The sequence below is a fragment of the Geothrix sp. SG200 genome (assembly GCF_022808935.1).
Taxonomy (GTDB): domain Bacteria; phylum Acidobacteriota; class Holophagae; order Holophagales; family Holophagaceae; genus Geothrix; species Geothrix alkalitolerans.
In genome coordinates this window covers 219,678-235,918 of sequence record NZ_JAKZFR010000002.1, presented here as the reverse complement: position 1 = coordinate 235,918, position 16,241 = coordinate 219,678, and the positions used below count along the sequence as shown (strand labels likewise).

General features: G+C 68.8%; 14 protein-coding genes and 1 pseudogene. 9 read left to right on the top strand and 6 right to left on the bottom strand.

The window, feature by feature from the left end; genetic code table 11:
* Positions 1 to 56 precede the first annotated feature (56 nt).
* Positions 57 to 1,223 carry a nucleotide pyrophosphatase/phosphodiesterase family protein gene (locus tag ML539_RS06400; protein ID WP_243321800.1) on the bottom strand — a complete coding sequence of 389 codons (1,167 nt, stop codon included), beginning with the start codon at positions 1,221 to 1,223 and terminating at the stop codon, positions 57 to 59.
* Positions 1,224 to 1,252: 29 nt separating this feature from the next.
* Here ML539_RS06400 and ML539_RS06395 point away from each other — a divergent pair, with 29 nt between their 5' ends.
* Both ML539_RS06395 and ML539_RS06390 read left to right on the top strand, forming a co-directional pair.
* The gene (locus tag ML539_RS06395; RefSeq protein WP_243321798.1) at positions 1,253 to 2,443 is read left to right on the top strand and encodes a class I SAM-dependent rRNA methyltransferase; all 1,191 of its coding nucleotides are present in this window, start codon (positions 1,253 to 1,255) and stop codon (positions 2,441 to 2,443) included.
* A gap of 18 nt (positions 2,444 to 2,461) precedes the next feature.
* Entirely contained in the window at positions 2,462 to 3,253 is a 792-nt protein-coding gene (locus tag ML539_RS06390) for a hypothetical protein (protein ID WP_243321794.1), read from the top strand.
* Positions 3,254 to 3,260: 7 nt separating this feature from the next.
* Here ML539_RS06390 and ttcA read toward each other — a convergent pair whose 3' ends face one another.
* Positions 3,261 to 4,112 carry a tRNA 2-thiocytidine(32) synthetase TtcA gene (gene ttcA / locus ML539_RS06385; RefSeq protein ID WP_243321793.1) on the bottom strand — a complete coding sequence of 284 codons (852 nt, stop codon included), beginning with the start codon at positions 4,110 to 4,112 and terminating at the stop codon, positions 3,261 to 3,263.
* A 127-nt stretch (positions 4,113 to 4,239) separates the two neighbouring features.
* Between ttcA and ML539_RS06380 the strand changes: the two genes are divergently transcribed.
* The gene (locus ML539_RS06380; protein WP_243321791.1) at positions 4,240 to 5,889 is read left to right on the top strand and encodes a hypothetical protein; all 1,650 of its coding nucleotides are present in this window, start codon (positions 4,240 to 4,242) and stop codon (positions 5,887 to 5,889) included.
* A gap of 22 nt (positions 5,890 to 5,911) precedes the next feature.
* Here the strand turns inward: ML539_RS06380 and ML539_RS06375 are convergent, their stop codons facing one another.
* Positions 5,912 to 6,418: an Rrf2 family transcriptional regulator gene (locus tag ML539_RS06375; RefSeq protein ID WP_243321789.1), complete on the bottom strand. Its 507-nt coding sequence runs from the start codon at positions 6,416 to 6,418 to the stop codon at positions 5,912 to 5,914.
* 85 nt (positions 6,419 to 6,503) lie between these two features.
* On the opposite strand from ML539_RS06375, the gene ML539_RS06370 reads away from it, so the two are divergent.
* Together ML539_RS06370 and ML539_RS06365 are read left to right on the top strand one after the other, a co-directional pair.
* Positions 6,504 to 7,073 (top strand): thioredoxin family protein, encoded by a 570-nt coding sequence (locus ML539_RS06370; RefSeq protein ID WP_243321787.1) that lies wholly within the window; start codon positions 6,504 to 6,506, stop codon positions 7,071 to 7,073.
* A gap of 40 nt (positions 7,074 to 7,113) precedes the next feature.
* Positions 7,114 to 8,688, top strand: a complete 1,575-nt coding sequence (locus ML539_RS06365; RefSeq protein ID WP_243321783.1) for an ABC transporter substrate-binding protein — start codon at positions 7,114 to 7,116, stop codon at positions 8,686 to 8,688.
* Between the two features lie 279 nt (positions 8,689 to 8,967).
* Here ML539_RS06365 and ML539_RS06360 read toward each other — a convergent pair whose 3' ends face one another.
* Positions 8,968 to 9,990: a WYL domain-containing protein gene (locus tag ML539_RS06360; RefSeq protein WP_243321780.1), complete on the bottom strand. Its 1,023-nt coding sequence runs from the start codon at positions 9,988 to 9,990 to the stop codon at positions 8,968 to 8,970.
* A gap of 100 nt (positions 9,991 to 10,090) precedes the next feature.
* On the opposite strand from ML539_RS06360, the gene ML539_RS06355 reads away from it, so the two are divergent.
* Complete coding sequence (locus ML539_RS06355; protein WP_243321779.1) at positions 10,091 to 10,969, top strand: DMT family transporter; 879 nt, start codon at positions 10,091 to 10,093, stop codon at positions 10,967 to 10,969.
* 114 nt (positions 10,970 to 11,083) lie between these two features.
* Here the strand turns inward: ML539_RS06355 and ML539_RS06350 are convergent.
* Positions 11,084 to 11,236, bottom strand: a pseudogene (locus ML539_RS06350) (tyrosine-type recombinase/integrase); the annotation flags it as partial.
* Positions 11,237 to 11,351: 115 nt separating this feature from the next.
* Positions 11,352 to 12,287, bottom strand: a complete 936-nt coding sequence (locus tag ML539_RS06345; RefSeq protein WP_243321777.1) for a site-specific tyrosine recombinase XerD — start codon at positions 12,285 to 12,287, stop codon at positions 11,352 to 11,354.
* A 138-nt stretch (positions 12,288 to 12,425) separates the two neighbouring features.
* Here ML539_RS06345 and acpP point away from each other — a divergent pair, with 138 nt between their 5' ends.
* From acpP to uvrB, 3 genes are all read left to right on the top strand, one after another.
* Positions 12,426 to 12,665: an acyl carrier protein gene (gene acpP, locus ML539_RS06340; protein ID WP_243288255.1), complete on the top strand. Its 240-nt coding sequence runs from the start codon at positions 12,426 to 12,428 to the stop codon at positions 12,663 to 12,665.
* Positions 12,666 to 12,742: 77 nt separating this feature from the next.
* Positions 12,743 to 13,996 carry a beta-ketoacyl-ACP synthase II gene (gene fabF / locus ML539_RS06335; RefSeq protein ID WP_243321775.1) on the top strand — a complete coding sequence of 418 codons (1,254 nt, stop codon included), beginning with the start codon at positions 12,743 to 12,745 and terminating at the stop codon, positions 13,994 to 13,996.
* Between the two features lie 193 nt (positions 13,997 to 14,189).
* On the top strand, positions 14,190 to 16,241 hold the full coding sequence (uvrB, locus tag ML539_RS06330) for an excinuclease ABC subunit UvrB (RefSeq protein ID WP_243321773.1): 2,052 nt from the start codon (positions 14,190 to 14,192) through the stop codon (positions 16,239 to 16,241).

Here is a 16,241-nt window from a genome sequence, read left to right as displayed (position 1 = left end):
GCCCGCAGGGCGTTTTCGCGATCTTCGCGTTCCTCTGTTGCCGTTGGAGAGACCGATCAGCGGACCAGCGCCGCCACGGGCTTGCCGTCCGGGGGCTGGGCCCAGCGGAGGCCGAGCCAGGCGCCGACCGTGGGCGCGATGTCCCAGGCCGGCACGTCGGCCAGCGGGCCCCGACCCGCGCCCAGGACCATGAGCCACGACTTCATGGGGGCGGATTCCGGCGTGTAGGCGTGGGCCCCGGCGCGGCCGTGGCGCTCGGATTCGTCCTCGCGGCTGCTGCGGGCCTGGGAGAGCCAGGTGCCCAGGGGCGCCAGGACGACCACGTCGCCCACCCGCGGGCTGCCGCCCAGGTGGTAGCGGACGGGCACCGCTTCGCGGGGCCAGGCCTTCAGGCCGGCCTTGCGGAGGCGCGCCAGGGCGCGGGCCCGGTCGCCGGGCTGCTTCAGGTAGACGTAGGCGCTGCCGCCATGGGTGATGAGGTCCACGGGGATGCCGTCGAGAATGCTCGGCAAGTGCACGCGGCGCTTCATGGGGACCATGCCGTGGTCCGCCGTGAGGATCACCCGCAGGTCCGGGTGGGCAGGCCGCATGCGCGCCAGCCAGGGGGCGAGCTCGGCGTCGATGGCTCGCAGCTTGGCCAGGGCCTCCGGGCTGTGGGGGCCTTTGAGATGGCCCTCCTCGTCGGTGCCTGAGAGGTAGGCCATCACCAGCCTGGCGCCGTCCGCCAGGGCGGCCTCGCAGAAGGCCAGGCCTTCCGCATCCGGCACGCCGAGCTTGAAGGGCTGCATGCGCCAGGGAGTCACGCCCTCCCATGGGCCCGAGGCGCCCACCCAGTGGAAGACGGCGGTGCGGACGCCGCTGCGCGTGGCGGCCACCCACAGCGGCTCCCGCAGGATGTCCTCCACCCGGTTGGCGGCAGGCACGCGCTGCCGGTCTTCGGGCCGCAAGTACCCGTTGGCCACCACGCCGTGGTGCTCGGGCCAGCAGCCCGTGGCCAGCGTGACGTGCCCGTTGAAGGTGGTGGCGGGGAAGGGCGGGCGCACTGCGGCGCGGCGACCCTGCTGGGACAGTGCCCAGAGCTGGGGCATGGTGTCGGGGCGGAACTGGTCCGAGCCCAGACCGTCCTCGCTGATGAGCAGGACGGGGCCCGCTTCGGGCGTCGGGGCCTCGGCCCTCAGGGGCAGGAGGGTGAGGAGGACGGCGAGCAGGACGAAGCGGCGCATCCCTCAAGACTATCAAGTACCCTGGAGCCATGAACGCGCCCCGCTGGCCCTACCCCCTGCTCCGCCTCAAGCCCGGCAAGGAGGGGCTGATCTCCAAGCGCCACCCCTGGGTGTTCTCCGGCGCGTTGGCGCGGCCCTCCGAATCGGCTCTGGTGCGCCTCGCCGATGACTCCGGCCAGGTGCTTGGCGTGGGCACGGCCAGCCCGGCGAACCCGCTGGCGGCGCGGATCTTCCGTTTCGACGACGCGCCCCTGGACGAGGCCTTCTTCCGGTCGAGGTTCGAGTCCGCCCTGAGGCTGCGCAAAGACCTTGGCCTGTGGGGCCCTGAAGGCGGCTGCCGCTGGGTGTTCGGCGAGGGCGACGGCCTGCCGGGCCTGGTGGTGGACCGCTATGCCCAGGCCCTGGTGCTCCAGGTGGGCACGGCGGGGCTCGAGGCCCTGCGCGACATCTGGTGGCCCGTTCTCTTCGAGCTCGGCAAACGCGAGGGCATCACCGCCTTCGTGGAACGCAGCCAGTCCGGCCGGAAGGAGGAAGGACTGGAGCCCGTGAACCGCCTGCTCAAGGGCAGCCTGGGCGGGCCCGTGACGGTGCATGAAGGTGCCGCGAAGCTGAGCGTGGACCTGCTGCGGGGCCAGAAGACGGGCTTCTTCCTCGATCAGCGGGTGCATCGCCTGCAGGTGGGGGCCCACGCCGAGGGCTGCCGGGTGCTCAACGCCTTCGGCTACACCGGCGGCTTCAGCATCCATGCGGGCCTGGGCGGCGCCTCGCAGGTGGCCACCCTGGACATCAGCGCCCCGGCCCTGGACCAGGCGGAACGCGACTGGGCCGCCAACGGGCTGGACCCCTCGGCGCATGTCCGCATGGAGGGGGACGCCTTCGAGCTCATGCGCCAGCTGGAGCCCGGCGGATGGGACCGCGTGATCGTGGATCCGCCGGCCTTCGCCAAGCAGCGCAAGGACGTGGACAAGGCCTTCAAGGCTTACAAGGACGTCTTCCGCCTGGGCGCCCGCGCCACGGCCCCCGGGGGCTTCCTGTGGGTCTTCTCCTGCAGCCAGCACCTGGACCGCATGCGCTTCCAGGAGGCCGTCTGGACCGCCTTGCTGGAGACCGGCCGCGAGGCCAAGGTGCTCGCCCACCTCGGCCAGCCCGCCGACCATCCCTACGCGCTGAACCACCCGGAGGGGTTCTATCTCAAGGGCCTGTGGCTTAGGGTGGAGTGACACTCACCCGAGGTTTCCGTGACCATGGATCCGTACGCGCCGCCCCAGGCCCCCCTGGAAGACCAGCTCCCCTCCGTCACGGGACCCCTCATCCCCTTCGAGGACCGGAATGCCCACCCGGACCTCGGCTCACGCATCCGGGAGACCTTCCGATGGATCCTCTCGGACCGGGAGCGGGCGGGCGAAGCCCTCCGCGGGGCCGATAGCCTGGGATGGCCCCTCTGGTTCATCTGTCTCCTGGGGTATCTTCCGGCGGTAATCCCGGGGCTGCTGGCGGTGTTCATCCCGCGCCCGCCGGTCTGGGCGGGCTGGCTCCACCTTCCGGCTGCGGCACCCCCCCAGGGGTTCGTGCTCGTGATCTCCGTGGTGTCCGTCCTCGTGTTCGCCCCGCTGGGCCTGGTGATCGGAGGCCTGGTCGGGGGCCTGTTCAACCACCTGGGCCTGTGGATGGTGCGCGGCAACCGGAACGGGTACGGACTCATGGTGACCTTCCGCTCGACGCTCTACACCGCAGGCGTGTTCACTTGGATCCTGTTCCCCCTCAACCTCGGCAAGTCGTTGCCGGGCCTGGCGGGGCAGGTCTTCCAGATTCTCGCCGGGGTGCTGATGCTCGTCGTGCCCGCCACCTACCAGGGGCTGATGCTGGCCCGGACCCACCGGGTGGAGACCTGGCGCGGCGTGGCGGCGGCCTGGATCCCCGGGCTCCTCCTCCTGCTCTGCCTGGGGACCTGCCTGGGACTCCTCTTCTGGTTCGCCGGGGACGCCATTCTCCAGGCCCTGCGCCAGGGACGCCCCGGCCTGATCTTCTGAGTGGAGGCTACCCCAGCCGCTCCACCGCCTCGTCCACCCCTCTCGCGATGCCCGCCCCGAGCTCCAGATCCAGCAGGTGGCTCAGCTTCACATTGCCCATGGCGCCGAGCATGGAGGCCTTGAGCCGCGGAATGCTGCCTTCCATGGACGCAATGAGTTCCTTCACCTGCTTGCGGCGGCTCTCCAGGCTGGAGCAGCCGCAGAGGGGGCAGCCGCAGGGCACGATGGGGAAGCCCCGCAGCCAGGCGTAGCGCTGCAGGTCCTTCTCCTCGCAGGTGCCCAGGGGGCGGATGACGGTGTTGGCGCCGTCGTCGCTCTCCAGGCGCAGGGGCATCGTGCTGAGGCGGCCCTCGAAGAAGAGGTTGATGAGCAGCGTCTCCAGCAGGTCGTCCAGGTGGTGGCCCAGGGCGATCTTGGAGAAGCCGCGCTGCTTGGCGAAGGAGTAGAGCACCCCGCGCCGGAGCCGGGAGCAGATGATGCAGGGCAGCTCCTCGGGCTTGCTCCGCACCATTTTGTCGATGGGCGCCGGAATGATGTGGTGGGGCACGCCGATCCGCTCGCACACCTCGGCGATGGGGTCAGGGTTGAACTGGGGGAAGCCGGGATCCACCGTGACGGCTTCGACCGCGAAGGTTACGGGGGCCCGCTTCCGCAGGCGCTCGAGGATGTCCAGCAGGGCCCAGGAGTCCTTGCCGCCGCTCACGGCCACGAGGATGCGGTCGCCGTCCTCGATGAGCTTGTAGGCCGCGTTCGTCTCGCCCACCCGGCGAGCGAGCTTCTTCTCCAGCCGGGGCAGGGTCTTGAGCTCAGCCTCGGTGGGTGGCAGGGCCAGGCTGGGGAGGGCGCAGGGATTGCTCATGCCGGTACATCCAAATGAAAACGATACCATTGCACCAAGGCAGGATGATTGATCGCGAAAATTATGATATTGCCTTTTTATTCCTATCTGCCTATCTTTGGCACCGGTTCTTTTCGAGAGGTGAACCATGGGCTTCTTCCTTGGCACGCTCTTCCTTGCCTGCACCCTGGCACCCGCCGCCCCTCCTGAATCCGGGACGGCCCCGGCCCCCTGGCGATCCTACGACCTGGGCCGGCACCACCGGCGCATCGCCACCTCGATTCCGGGCGCCCAGGCGGCCTTCGACCAGGGGCTGGTGTGGGCCTACGCCTTCAACCACGAGGCCGCCGCCCGGGCCTTCCAGGAGGCGCTGCGCCTGGACCCCGGCTGCGCCATGGCCTGGTGGGGCCTTGCCCTGGTGAACGGCCCCCACATCAACAACCCCGTCATGGATGAGGCCCAGGCCAAGACCGCCTGGGACGCCCTCGGCCAGGCCCGGAAGCGCGCCGCCGCGGCGCCGCCCGTGGAGCGGGCCCTCATCGAGGCCATCGGCACCCGCTATGCCATGCCCAACCCGGCGGACCGCAGCGCCCTGGATGCCGCCTACGCCCAGGCCATGGGGCGGGTGGCGGCCCGCTTCCCCAAGGATGCCGACATGGCGGCCCTCTACGCGGAAGCCCTCATGGACGTGCGGCCCTGGGACCAGTGGACCCGGGCGGGCGCGCCCCAGCCCGGCACCATGGAGATCCTGGCCGCCCTCCGCCACGCCCTGGCGCTGGCCCCGAGCCATCCCCTGGCCCTCCACCTCACCATCCATGCCTACGAGGGCTCCCCCCATCCCGAGCGCGCCAAGGCCGCGGCCGACCGCCTTCGGCGGCTGGTGCCCGACGCGGGACACCTGGTCCACATGCCTGGCCATATCTATGCCCGGCTCGGGGACTGGAGCGGTGCGGCCGAGGCCAATGAAAGGGCCATGGAGGCCGATGCGCGCTACCGGGCCCGCCAGTCGGAGATCGGCTTCTACGGGCTCTACATGGTGCATAACGAGGACTTCCTGGCCTACACGGCCCTCATGGAAGGACGCCAGGAGGTGGCCCTGGCCCAGACCAAGGCCGTGGTCTCGGCCTTCCCCCTGGAGTGGGTGGTGGCCAACGCCACCTTCGCGGAGGCCTTCGCCACCCGGCACTGGGAGGCCCTGAAGCGGTTCGGCCTCTGGGATGACCTGCTGGCCGAACCCGCACCAGATGCCCGGCTGCCCCTCGCCACCGCCAACTGGCACGCGCTGCGGGGCACCGCCTTCGCAGCCACGGGACGGAGCGAAGAGGCCCTGAAAGAACAGGCGGCCTTCGAGGCAGCCCTGCCGCGCATCCCGGAGACCCACCTCTGGGGCTCCAACAACGCCCGTCAAGTGATGGGTGTCTCCCGTGCCTTCCTGGCGGGCGAGATCGCCTTCGGTCAGGGCCGGGCCGACGAGGCCGTCCAGCGTCTGCAGGAAGCCGTGCGCCTGGAGGATGCCCTCAAGTACGACGAGCCTCCCGCCTGCGTCGTCCCCGCCCGCCATGCCCTGGGGGCCGTGCTCCTCTCCGCCGGGCGGGCCAAGGAGGCCGAGGCCGTCTACCGCGCGGATCTCCGGGCCTACCCCGCGAACTACTGGTCCCTTCTGGGCCTCCAGAAGGCGCTGGCGGCCCAGGGTCGCAAGGCCGAGGCCTCCGCCGCGGGGGAGGACCTCCGGCGCGCCCAGGTTCGGGCGCAGGTGCGGGCCGAAACCTCGTGCCTGTGCGTGAAGGAGAAAGGGTGAAGGAACCGTCCCGGGGGAGGGCTCACATCACGCCGCACGCCTTGCGCTCGCCGCGGACGATCTGGCCCTGCACATCCTTCACATATTCCGGGCAGGTGCAGTCGGGGCAGGTGTTGCTGGCGGTCTCGGAGCAGAGGTCCGCGAAGGTCACCTTCTCCATGAAGGCGGAGATGTGGTCGGAGAGTCGGTTCCAGAGCATCAGGCTCATACGCTCGTCGGCCATGAGCACCTGGTTCGCGGAGCGCGGATCCTCCTTGGCCACGGCATAGAAGCTGCTGTCCGTGAGGCGGAGGATCTCGCCCACGCTGACCTGGTTGCAGGGCCGCGTGAGGATGTACCCGCCCTTGGGCCCGCGCACGCTGGCGACAACACCGGCCTTCTTGAGCTTGTTGAAGATCTGCTCCAGGAAGGGCAGGGAGAGCTTCTGGCGCTCGGCGATCACATGCAGGGGCACCGGCTGGCCGTGGCTGTGGTGGGCCAGGTCGAACAGGGCCTGCATGCTGTACCTGCCTCGGGCCGAGATCTTCACGAAACCTTCTCCAGGTTCCAGGCTAGTATTCTTGAGCGATTGAGTCAAGTTTATCGCAAGGCTAGACTGGCATCCGGAGATTCCCATGAAAGCTGTCTTCCTGGCCCTCGGAACCCTGGGATTGCAGGCGGAGCCGCCTGCGGTCCCACCCCCGATCCCCGCCACCGTGCCGGGAGGCCTGCCCTGCGATGCGAAGGACCACCAGCCCCTGCTCTTGGGGCCCACGACCGCGAAGGAGATCCTGGCCCACCGGGCCGTCTTCCGGGACACGGTCACGGGCCTCCAGCTGCCGGCGGAGCTGAGGGCCCGATGGACGGCCGTGCGCCGCCCCCTCACGCTGGTCGCCGTCTTCGGCTCCTGGTGCGGCGACAGCCAGTACCAGCTGCCGGACCTGCTGGCCCTGGAAGCAGAGCCCAATTCCTTCATCGAGGTCCATTACCTGGGCGTCTATCGGGACAAGCGGCTCACGGAGGCCCAGTGGCCCAAGGGCTGCGCCCCCCAGCCGGTGGTCCGCGTACCCACCTTCTACCTGTTCGCCACCCAGCCGGGAGGCGGGCAGAAGCTGGTGGGGACCGTGGTGGAGAACCCGCCCCGGGCCGGCGAGCGCATGGCGGAGGCGCTGGTGGAGCTGGTGGAAACCGCGGCCAAGGAATAGATTTCAGACCCATCGCGATTCGACCGATGGAGTGGGCACGATGCCATGGCGCTCCCTCCTCCTGACCGTCTGCCTCTCCTGGGGCCTGAGCGCCGTTGAGCCCATCCGGGTGGCGGTGGACGGCTGGACCACCCTGAACCCCCTCCTCATGACCCGGGACACAGATGGCGAGGCGGTGGACCTCGTCTTCGACCGCCTGGTGACCATGAACGCCGAGGGGGCCTTCATCCCCGGGCTGCTGCAGGGGTGGACGGTCCTCAAGGGCGGACGGGAGGTCATCCTCGACCTGCGCCCTGGCATGACCTGGCAGGATGGGACTCCCATCGAGGCCGAGGATCTCGTCTTCACCTGGAAGGCCCTCCGCATGCCCCAGGTCCGGGCCATCGCGGACACGGCCGGGGGGGTGGCCTCCATGGACAGCTTCGTGGCTGAAGGCCCCCTGCGGGTGCGGATCCACCTGGCCCGCCCCCGCGGCACCCTCCTCTCCGATCTCTACAACTTCATCCCTGTACCTCGGCGCCACTACCAGGTCGGCCCGAAGCCCCAATCCAACCCCGTGAACTTCCAGCCCGTGGGTTCGGGCCCGTACCGGATTGTCGGCAAAGCCACCACCACCCACCTGAGGCTGGAGCTCTGGCCGGGCTACCGCGGGGCCCATCCCGGTGCCTGGCCCGCCTTCGAGTTCATCGATTCATCGGAGGAGACGAACCTCGTCCAGGCCCTCCTGGAGCGTCGGTACCACTACGCCCTGGTGAGAGCCCTGCCGCACTATCTGGTCCGAAAGGGCGCCCAGGGCGGGGGACGGCTCCAGGCCTTCTCGGTGCCCCAGGCCGCCTTCGGCGCCTTCTTCCTCAACTGTGATCCCAAGCTGAGCCTGCTGGGCGATGTCGCGTTGCGCCAGGCCCTGGCGGAGCTGGTGCCCTGGCAGGAACTGGCACGCGCCCGGCGCTTCTTCCCGGCCCGGCTCGCCTCTGCCTTCTGGCCCCCCGAGAACTGGGCCCACGACGATACGCCCCGGCCGCTGCCGCAGATCGGACGGGCCGAGGCGATCCTGGAGGCGGCCGGGTGGCGCATGGGTGCGGATGGAATCCGGCATGACCGGCAGGGCCGGCCCCTCACCCTGGTGGCCTACGAGCAGAGCACCTCCGTCACCCGCAGCACCGCGCATCTCCTCGCGGAGGAAGCGGCGAAGGTGGGCATGCGCATCGAAGTCCGGCGGCTGTCCTTCGAGGCGCTCACGGAGAAGTCCACGGATCATGACGGGGACATCTGGTCGTATGGCTGGACGACTTCCCTGGACCCTGACGTGGATGCCCCCCTGTTCACCAGGGAGGGCTATCGCACCAAGGCGAACGTGAGCAGCTACCTGAACCCGGAGGTGGACCGCCTGTTCGAAGAGGGGCGCTACACGTTGGACCGGGTCTCCCGCCGGAAGATCTACCTGAAACTCTCCGAGATCATCTGGCGGGACAAGCCCGTGATCCCCCTCAACTACATCCTGGTGAGGGTGCTGGCGGATGCCCGGCTTCGCGGGGTGTCCTTCAATGTGCTCGGGCAGGCCTACGGCTTCTGGCCCGGCAAGCGGGGCTGGAAGCTGGAGGATGCCCAGCCCTGATTCAGAGTGCCTAACAAAACCCCGACGGGGTCGCGAGAAAGCCAGGCGGGATGCACCGTAAGGAAGGGCCCGCAGGGCAACGTGGTTCGTTGTTCAAGGGACCTGACGCCGCGGGGCGCCCGCCTGGCTTTCTCCCTCCGGGCGAGGGCCGGCGGGCGTCGCGATGCCGCGTCACGCTCGTCGCGCGTAGTACCCGCTACGCGTCTCCTCGCGTTCCTCGCCTCGCTCGCCCGGCGGCCCTCGCGCGGCCCCGTGGGGGTTTTGTTAGGCACTCTCAGGTCAGAGCCGGTCGAAGTGGATGACTTCCACCTTGCCGGGCTTGCCCTTGGGTGCTTCCTCCCGCTCGCGCTCGGGGCGGGGCTCGCGATGGGGCCTGGGTTCGGGCCGTGCTTCGGCCTTCGCTTCGGCGTGATGCTTGGGTTCGTGCCGGCGAGGCTCGGGCTCGGGCCGAGGCGCGGGCTTCGGCGCCGGCGCGGTGGCCTGGCGGTCCCGGCCGGCCCACACGGCACCGACCTGCTTGATGCGGTCCACAAGGCGGGCGGGTTCCAGCACCTGGATGCCGTCGCCGAACTGCATGGCCCAGCGAGCGATGGCGCGGAGGTCAGTGGCCGTGAAGCTCACGAGGGCCTGGCCATCGCCCTGCTCCTCGATCTTGAAGCGGGGGAAGGCCGGAGGGGCCTGCTTCACGGCGAAGACCCACTGCTTGAGCAGGGTGCCCTTCACGGCGATGGGCTCGCCGCCCAGCCAGCCGCCGATCTGATTGGCGGGGGTGCCCTCGGCGTAGGGTCCCTGGGCCGCGCGGCCGACACCCTCCACCTCGTTCACCTCGGCCAGGAGGTCCACCCGGTGGTGGCGCTCGGCGTTGTAGCGGCGATCCCAGCCCCACACGTACCAGGCCTGGCTGAGGGCGTCGAAGGTGAGCTGACGAGGCTCGAAGGTGCGCGGGGCGTTGGCATCCGCGTCGGCGAAGATGAACTCCACGGCGCGACCTTCGCGGATGGCGGCAAGGAGGGCATCCACCAGCGCCGACGGCACCGCCGCGGCCGCGGGCTTCTTCGCAGTGGGCTTCGGAGCCGGAGCGGCAGGGGCGATGGGTTCCGGCCGCGCTGGCGCGACCTCGACTGCCTTCGCGGCCTTGCCCTTCGCCGGGGTCTTGGCGGCCTTCTTGGCCTTGGGTTCGGGAGCCTCAGCCTTCTTGGCGGAGGCCTTCTTCGCTGGGGCGGCCTTCGCCTTGGGGGCGGGTTTCTCCACTCCGGCGGCTGCAGCGGTGGGCTTCTTGCGGGGGGTCTTGGTGACGGCCATGGGTTCGCGGCTCCTGGCCCATCATCGCCCATTCCGCCAGGGGCGGTCCATTCACAAATCCGCGGCGGCCCTCCAGGTCATCCGCGGCCATGCTGGAGGGATGAGCCATCGCAATCTCCGATTCGCCGCTGTCATGGGGCTCCACACGGTCATCTCCGCCGGCACCTTCCTCCTCGGCAAGCCCGCCGCGGACGCGATTCCGACTCTGGCCCTGGGCCTGCTGCGTTTCCTCATCGCCGGCGCGGGGTTCCTGATCCTGGCGCGTCTGCGGCGCCTGGAGCTGTGGTCCGTGGCCCGGTCGGAATGGAGAACCTACCTGGCGGCGGGGTTCCTGGGGGTGACGCTGAACCAGCTGGCCTTCCTCGGAGGATTGGCCTTCACGCTGCCTTCCCATGCGGCCCTGCTCTACGCGTTGACGCCCACCGTGGTGCTCCTGCTGGCCTGGGCCCGCGGCCAGGAGCGGCCTGGTCCGCGAAAGCTGGGCGGGTTGGCCCTGGCCTTCTCCGGCGTGCTGGTGCTCTTCTCAGGAAAGGCGGGAGGCGCCCTTCCGCCCCGGTGGATCCTGGGCGACCTGCTGGTGCTGGTGGCGGTGGTCGCCTGGGCGGGCTACACCGTGATGAGCCGGCCCCTGGTGCAGAGGCATGGGGCCCAGCGAGCCACCACCCTGTCCATCCTCTTCGGCCTCGCGATCTTCGCGCCCCTCGGCGCCGCAGGCCTCCCGGGCCTGAAGGTGGCCGCCGTTCCGTCCGTGGCCTGGGTGGGCCTGGTCTACCTCGGCCTGATGACCAGCGTGGTTTCCTACCTGCTCTGGTTCCATGCCCTCTCCATCAAGGAACCGAGCCGGGTCGCCATCGCCACCAACGGCCAACCCGTGGCCACGGCCATCCTGGCCTGGATCTTCTACGGGCAGGCCATCACCCCGGCCTTCGCAGTGGGTGCCGTGCTGGTGCTGGGAGGCGTGCTGCTGACGCAGCTTTGAGACTTCTCATCCCCCGGATCTTGGCTTCATCTGGTCATAGAGGGCGCGGGGACCCACCCAGAGCGAATCACGATCGAGGGGTAGTCCTGTTCGCCCGGCCCAGGTCGTTCTTGATCAGGGCGCCGACCTCGGGTGCATCTGGTTGTAGAGGGCGCGGAGCCTGGCCTGGTGGACATGCGTGTAGATCTGGGTCGTGCTGATATCGGCGTGGCCGAGCATGGCCTGGACGGCACGGAGGTCGGCGCCGTGGTCGAGGAGGTGCGTGGCAACGGGTCCCCCTCCGCGATCGCAAGCCGCAGGTGCAGCGTGAGCGGGAGGGCGCGCCTAGAGGGCGCGCCCGATCGGGGGGTAGTCCTGTTCGCCCGACCCGGATCGTTCTTGGTCAGGGCGCCGACCTCGGGTGCATCTGGTCGTAGAGGGCGCGGAGCCTGGCTTGGTGGACATGCGTGTAGATTTGGGTCGTGCTGATATCGGCGTGGCCAAGCATGGCCTGGACGGCACGCAGGTCGGCGCCGTGGTCGAGGAGGTGCGTGGCGAACGCGTGGCGGAGCACGTGCGGGCTCACGGCCTCCGGGCGAAGGCCCGCGGCGCGCGCGTAGCCCTTCAGCAGGCGCCAGAGGTGCTGGCGCGTGAGGCCCTCGCCCCGCTGACCGACGAACAGTTCCACGCCTTTCGGCTTGAAGCCGGGGCGCAGCGCCAGCCAGGCGCGGATCCAGTGCTCCGCGCCCGCCCCGAAGGGGATCAGGCGCTCCTTCCGGCCCTTGCCCATGACCTTGAGGAAACCCTCATCCAGGAACACGGACAGAGCCGGCAGCTCGGCCAGCTCAGACACGCGCAGGCCTGAGGCGTAGAGCAGCTCCAGCCAGGCACGGTCCCGTACGCCCAGGGGGCTGGTGGTGTCCGGCGCCTGAAGCAGCGCCTCCACCTGGCTTTCACCCAGGGTGCGGGGGAGGATGCGGGGAGGGCGGGGTGGCTTGACCACCGCCTCGGGGCCGGCCCCCTCGCCGCCTTCCATGCGCAGGAAGGACAGGAAGGCGCGCAGGCTCGAACTCAGCCGGGCTAGGCTCCTGGGGGCCTTGCCCTCGGACTGCTGGCCCACCAGGAAGGCTGTGATGTGGTCCCGCGCGAGGTCTGTGGGGGAGACCTCGCGGCCGCAAGCCCAGGCGGCCAGGTGGTTCAGGTCCGAGAGGTAGCCCGAGGCCGTGTGAGGTGAGAGCCCCCGCTCCACCGCCAGGAAGGTGCGGAACTCCCGCAGGCTGGCGCCCCATCCCAGGGGCCATCCATGTTCGGGTTCTTCAAGGGTCTTGGGGCGGGGCATGGGTCCATCCTCCACGGCCCCGGCCCAGGCGCAATCTTTCTGCCGGCGCCGGGGAGGGGTACGGGTGTCTTTACTCCGGGTTTGGACAATGCGTCGGGGGTGTGTTAGGGTTTCCAGGTTCGTTTGGAGGAGCCCACGATGGCTGATGTGCGTAAGAAGGTCATTGCGATCATTGCTGAGCAGCTGGCCAAGCCCGAAGATTCCATCTCCGAATCCAGCCACTTCGTGGACGACCTCGGCGCCGACAGCCTTGACACCGTCGAGATCATCATGGCCATCGAAGAGGCCTTCAGCCTCGAGATCCCCGAGAGCGAGCAGGAGAAGATCCGCACGGTGGGCGATGCCATCGCCTACATCGAGAAGCACGCGAAGGCCTGATCCATCGCGATCGTGACGTGCCGCAGCGCCCCCACGGCCCTGCGGCACGTTTGTTTTCCGTTCCAAGAGGTGAATCCATGACCAGGACCGTCCAGCGTCGCCGCGTCGTCATCACCGGCATGGGGACCATCAACCCCTGCGGCCTCACCGTGCCCGAAACCTGGGACAACCTGCTGGCGGGGAGAAGCGGCATCGGCCCCATCGACCGCTTCGACGTCACGGACTTCGCCTGCAAGATCGCAGGGCAGGTGAAGGGCTTCAACCCCGATCCCTTCATCGACAAGAAGGAACAGAAGAAGATGGACATCTTCATCCAGTACGCCCTGGGCGCGGCCCATGAGGCGTGGGTGGATGCGGGCTTCGACCAGGTGGAGCTCACCAAGGCCGAGCGGGAGGTGTTCGGGGCCTACATCGGCAGCGGCATCGGCGGCCTCAGCACCATCTGGGACGAGGCCAACGGCTACCGCGGCCCCCGCCGCACCAGCCCCTTCTTCATCCCCAGCCTCATCGTGAACATGGCCAGCGGCCAGGCCAGCATCAAGTACGGCCTGCAGGGGCCCAACAGTGCCGTGGCCACGGCCTGCGCCACGGGCGCCCACGCCATCGGCGACGCGGCTCGCCTCATCGCCTTCGGCTATGCGGATCGCATGATGGCAGGCGGCAGCGACTCCGTGGTGAACCAGCTCGGCGTGGGCGGCTTCGCCGCCATGCGGGCCCTCAGCACCCGCAACGACGAGCCCGAGCGCGCCTCCCGGCCCTTTGATGTGGACCGTGACGGCTTCGTCATGGCAGAGGGCGCCGGCATCGTCATCCTCGAGGAGTACGAGCTGGCCAAGGCCCGGGGCGCCAAGATCTACGCCGAGGTCGCCGGCTACGGCATGAGCGGCGACGCCAACCACATCACCAGCCCGGCCCCCGAGGGGGAGGGTGGCCAGCGGGTCATGCGCGCCGCCATCAAGGATGCGGACATCGCGCCCGAGGAAGTGGGCTACGTGAACATGCACGGCACCAGCACGCCCGTGGGCGACAAGCTGGAGTGCATGGCCATCCAGAAGGTCTTCGGCGACCACGCGAAGACGATCAAGGTGAGCAGCACCAAGTCGATGCACGGGCACCTGCTGGGCGCCGCCGGCGGCCTGGAGACCATCGTGGCCGTCATGGCCGTCAAGACCGGGAAGATCCCCCCCACCATCAACGTGGACCACCAGGACCCCGAGTGCGACCTGGACGTGACCGCCAACGTGGCCGGGACCCTCGATTCCGAATACGTCATGAACAACGGCTTCGGGTTCGGAGGCACCAACGGGTGCCTGATCCTGCGGAAGGTCTGAACGGCCGGCCAATCCGCCCCCAAGCTCGAAAGCAGAACGGACGAAAACACCCGCAGAGAAACGAGGAGATGAGCGGAAATTGCAGAGGAAGAAGGACTGTCTTGTCTCTGCAACCTCTGCTCTCTCCGGATCCTCCGCGTGAGGGCTAGTTCTTTCTTTTTTTATTCGTGTCTTCGTGCTTTCCTTTTCTCCCATGGCCAAGGCAATTCCCTTCAAGCTCGTCTCGCCCTACCAGCCCGCCGGGGACCAGCCGGAGGCCATTGCGCAGCTGGTGGCGGGGCTGGAGCGGGGAGACCGGGCGCAGACGCTGCTGGGCGTGACCGGGTCGGGGAAGACCTACACGATGGCCTCGACCATCGCCCGGGCGGGCCGGCCGGCCCTCATCTTCGCCCCTAACAAGACCCTGGCCGCCCAGCTCTTCAGCGAGTTCAAGCAGTTCTTCCCCGAGAACGCCGTCGAGTACTTCGTCAGCTACTACGACTACTACCAGCCCGAGGCCTATGTGCCCGAGCGGGACCTGTTCATCGACAAGGACGCGAAGATCAACGAGGAGTTGGAGAAGCTGCGCCTCAGCGCCACCCGCTGCCTGCTCGAGCGCCGGGACACCATCGTGGTGGCCTCCGTAAGCTGCATCTACGGTCTGGGCGATCCCAGCTCGTACCTGAACCTTTCCGTGACCTTGAAGACGGGCCAGTCCATCGACCGGGCCATGCTGCTGCGGGACCTGGTGGCCATCCAGTACCAGCGCAACCACCTCAGCTTCGAGCCGGGCATCTTCCGCGTGCGGGGCGACGTGGTGGAGGTCTACCCGGCCTACGAGGACGTGGCCTACCGCATCGAGCTGTGGGGCGACGAGGTGGAGCGCCTCTCGAAGATCGATCCCCTGCGCGGTGTGGTGATCGAGAAGCTGGACGAGCTCACCATCTGGCCCAAGACCCACTACGTGACCCCCGAGGACAAGCTCAAGGCCGCCATCCGCGACATCAAGGATGAGCTGGAGGCCCGGGAGGAGGAATTCCGCGCCGCGGGGAAGATCGTGGAGCTCCAGCGCCTCCACCAGCGCGTCATCTACGACGTGGAGATGATGAAGGAGATGGGCCACTGCAGCGGCATCGAGAACTACAGCCGCTTCCTGGACGGCCGCCAGCCCGGCCAGCCGCCCCACACCCTGCTGGACTACTTCCCCGAGGACTTCATCGTCTTCATGGACGAAAGCCACGTGGCCACGGGCCAGCTCCACGGCATGTACAACGGCGACCGCTCAAGGAAGACGACGCTCGTGGACTACGGTTTCAGGTTGCCCTCAGCCCTCGATAACCGTCCGCTCAAATTCGAAGAATTTGAGAGCCGGGTCAAGCAGGTGGTCTACGTCTCCGCCACCCCCGGCGACTACGAGCTGCAGCAGAGCGGCGGGGCCTTCGTGGAGCAGGTGGTGCGCCCCACGGGCCTGGTGGATCCCATGGTGGAAGTCCGTCCCGTGGGCACCCAGGTGGACGACCTGCTGGAGGAGATCCGCAAGACCGTAGCCCGGGACGAGCGGGTGCTGGTGACGGTGCTCACCAAGAAGCTGGCGGAGCAGCTCACGGCCTACTACCAGGAACTGGGCATCAAGGCGGAGTACCTGCACAGCGAGATCGACACCCTGGAGCGGGTGGAGCTGTTGAAGAACCTGCGCCGGGGCGTGTTCGACGTGCTCATCGGCATCAACTTGCTGAGGGAGGGCCTGGACCTGCCGGAAGTGAGCCTGGTGGCCATCCTGGACGCGGACAAGGAAGGCTTCCTCCGCAACACCCGCAGCCTCATCCAGACCATCGGCCGCGCGGCCCGTCATGTGAACGGCAAGGCCATCCTCTACGCCGATGTGATGACCGGATCCATGAAGCAGGCCATTGGCGAGACCGAGCGGCGCCGGCAGAAGCAGCTGGCCCACAACACCGAGCACGGCATCACGCCCGAGACCGTGAAGCGCAACCTGGACGACGTCATGGGCGAGGCCCTGGCCCGGGAGTTCATCAACGTCACGAAGGAGGAGCGGGCCGCCGAGGAGCCGCTGCTCTACTTGGAGGACAAGGCCTTCGAGCGCGAAGTGGCCAAGCTGGAGAAGCGCATGAAGGAGCTGGCCTCCCAGATGAAGTTCGAGGATGCCGCAGCACTCCGCGACCGCATCCTGCATGCCCGGCGGGAGCGGCTGCTGGGCACCGGCGATTCGCCCTTGGCCATGGCTTCCGGACCCGTGGTGGAGTAG

Excerpts from the sequence above, each read along its gene's own strand:
- ML539_RS06400 (WP_243321800.1), bottom strand. The coding sequence starts at position 1,223 with ATGCGCCGCTTCGTCCTGCTCGCCGTCCTCCTCACCCTCCTGCCCCTG.
- ML539_RS06395 (WP_243321798.1), top strand. The coding sequence starts at position 1,253 with ATGAACGCGCCCCGCTGGCCCTACCCCCTGCTCCGCCTCAAGCCCGGC.
- ttcA (WP_243321793.1), bottom strand. The coding sequence starts at position 4,112 with ATGAGCAATCCCTGCGCCCTCCCCAGCCTGGCCCTGCCACCCACCGAG.
- ML539_RS06380 (WP_243321791.1), top strand. The coding sequence starts at position 4,240 with ATGGGCTTCTTCCTTGGCACGCTCTTCCTTGCCTGCACCCTGGCACCC.
- ML539_RS06370 (WP_243321787.1), top strand. The coding sequence starts at position 6,504 with ATGAAAGCTGTCTTCCTGGCCCTCGGAACCCTGGGATTGCAGGCGGAG.
- ML539_RS06365 (WP_243321783.1), top strand. The coding sequence starts at position 7,114 with ATGCCATGGCGCTCCCTCCTCCTGACCGTCTGCCTCTCCTGGGGCCTG.
- ML539_RS06360 (WP_243321780.1), bottom strand. The coding sequence starts at position 9,990 with ATGGCCGTCACCAAGACCCCCCGCAAGAAGCCCACCGCTGCAGCCGCC.
- ML539_RS06355 (WP_243321779.1), top strand. The coding sequence starts at position 10,091 with ATGAGCCATCGCAATCTCCGATTCGCCGCTGTCATGGGGCTCCACACG.
- ML539_RS06345 (WP_243321777.1), bottom strand. The coding sequence starts at position 12,287 with ATGCCCCGCCCCAAGACCCTTGAAGAACCCGAACATGGATGGCCCCTG.
- acpP (WP_243288255.1), top strand. The coding sequence starts at position 12,426 with ATGGCTGATGTGCGTAAGAAGGTCATTGCGATCATTGCTGAGCAGCTG.
- fabF (WP_243321775.1), top strand. The coding sequence starts at position 12,743 with ATGACCAGGACCGTCCAGCGTCGCCGCGTCGTCATCACCGGCATGGGG.
- uvrB (WP_243321773.1), top strand. The coding sequence starts at position 14,190 with ATGGCCAAGGCAATTCCCTTCAAGCTCGTCTCGCCCTACCAGCCCGCC.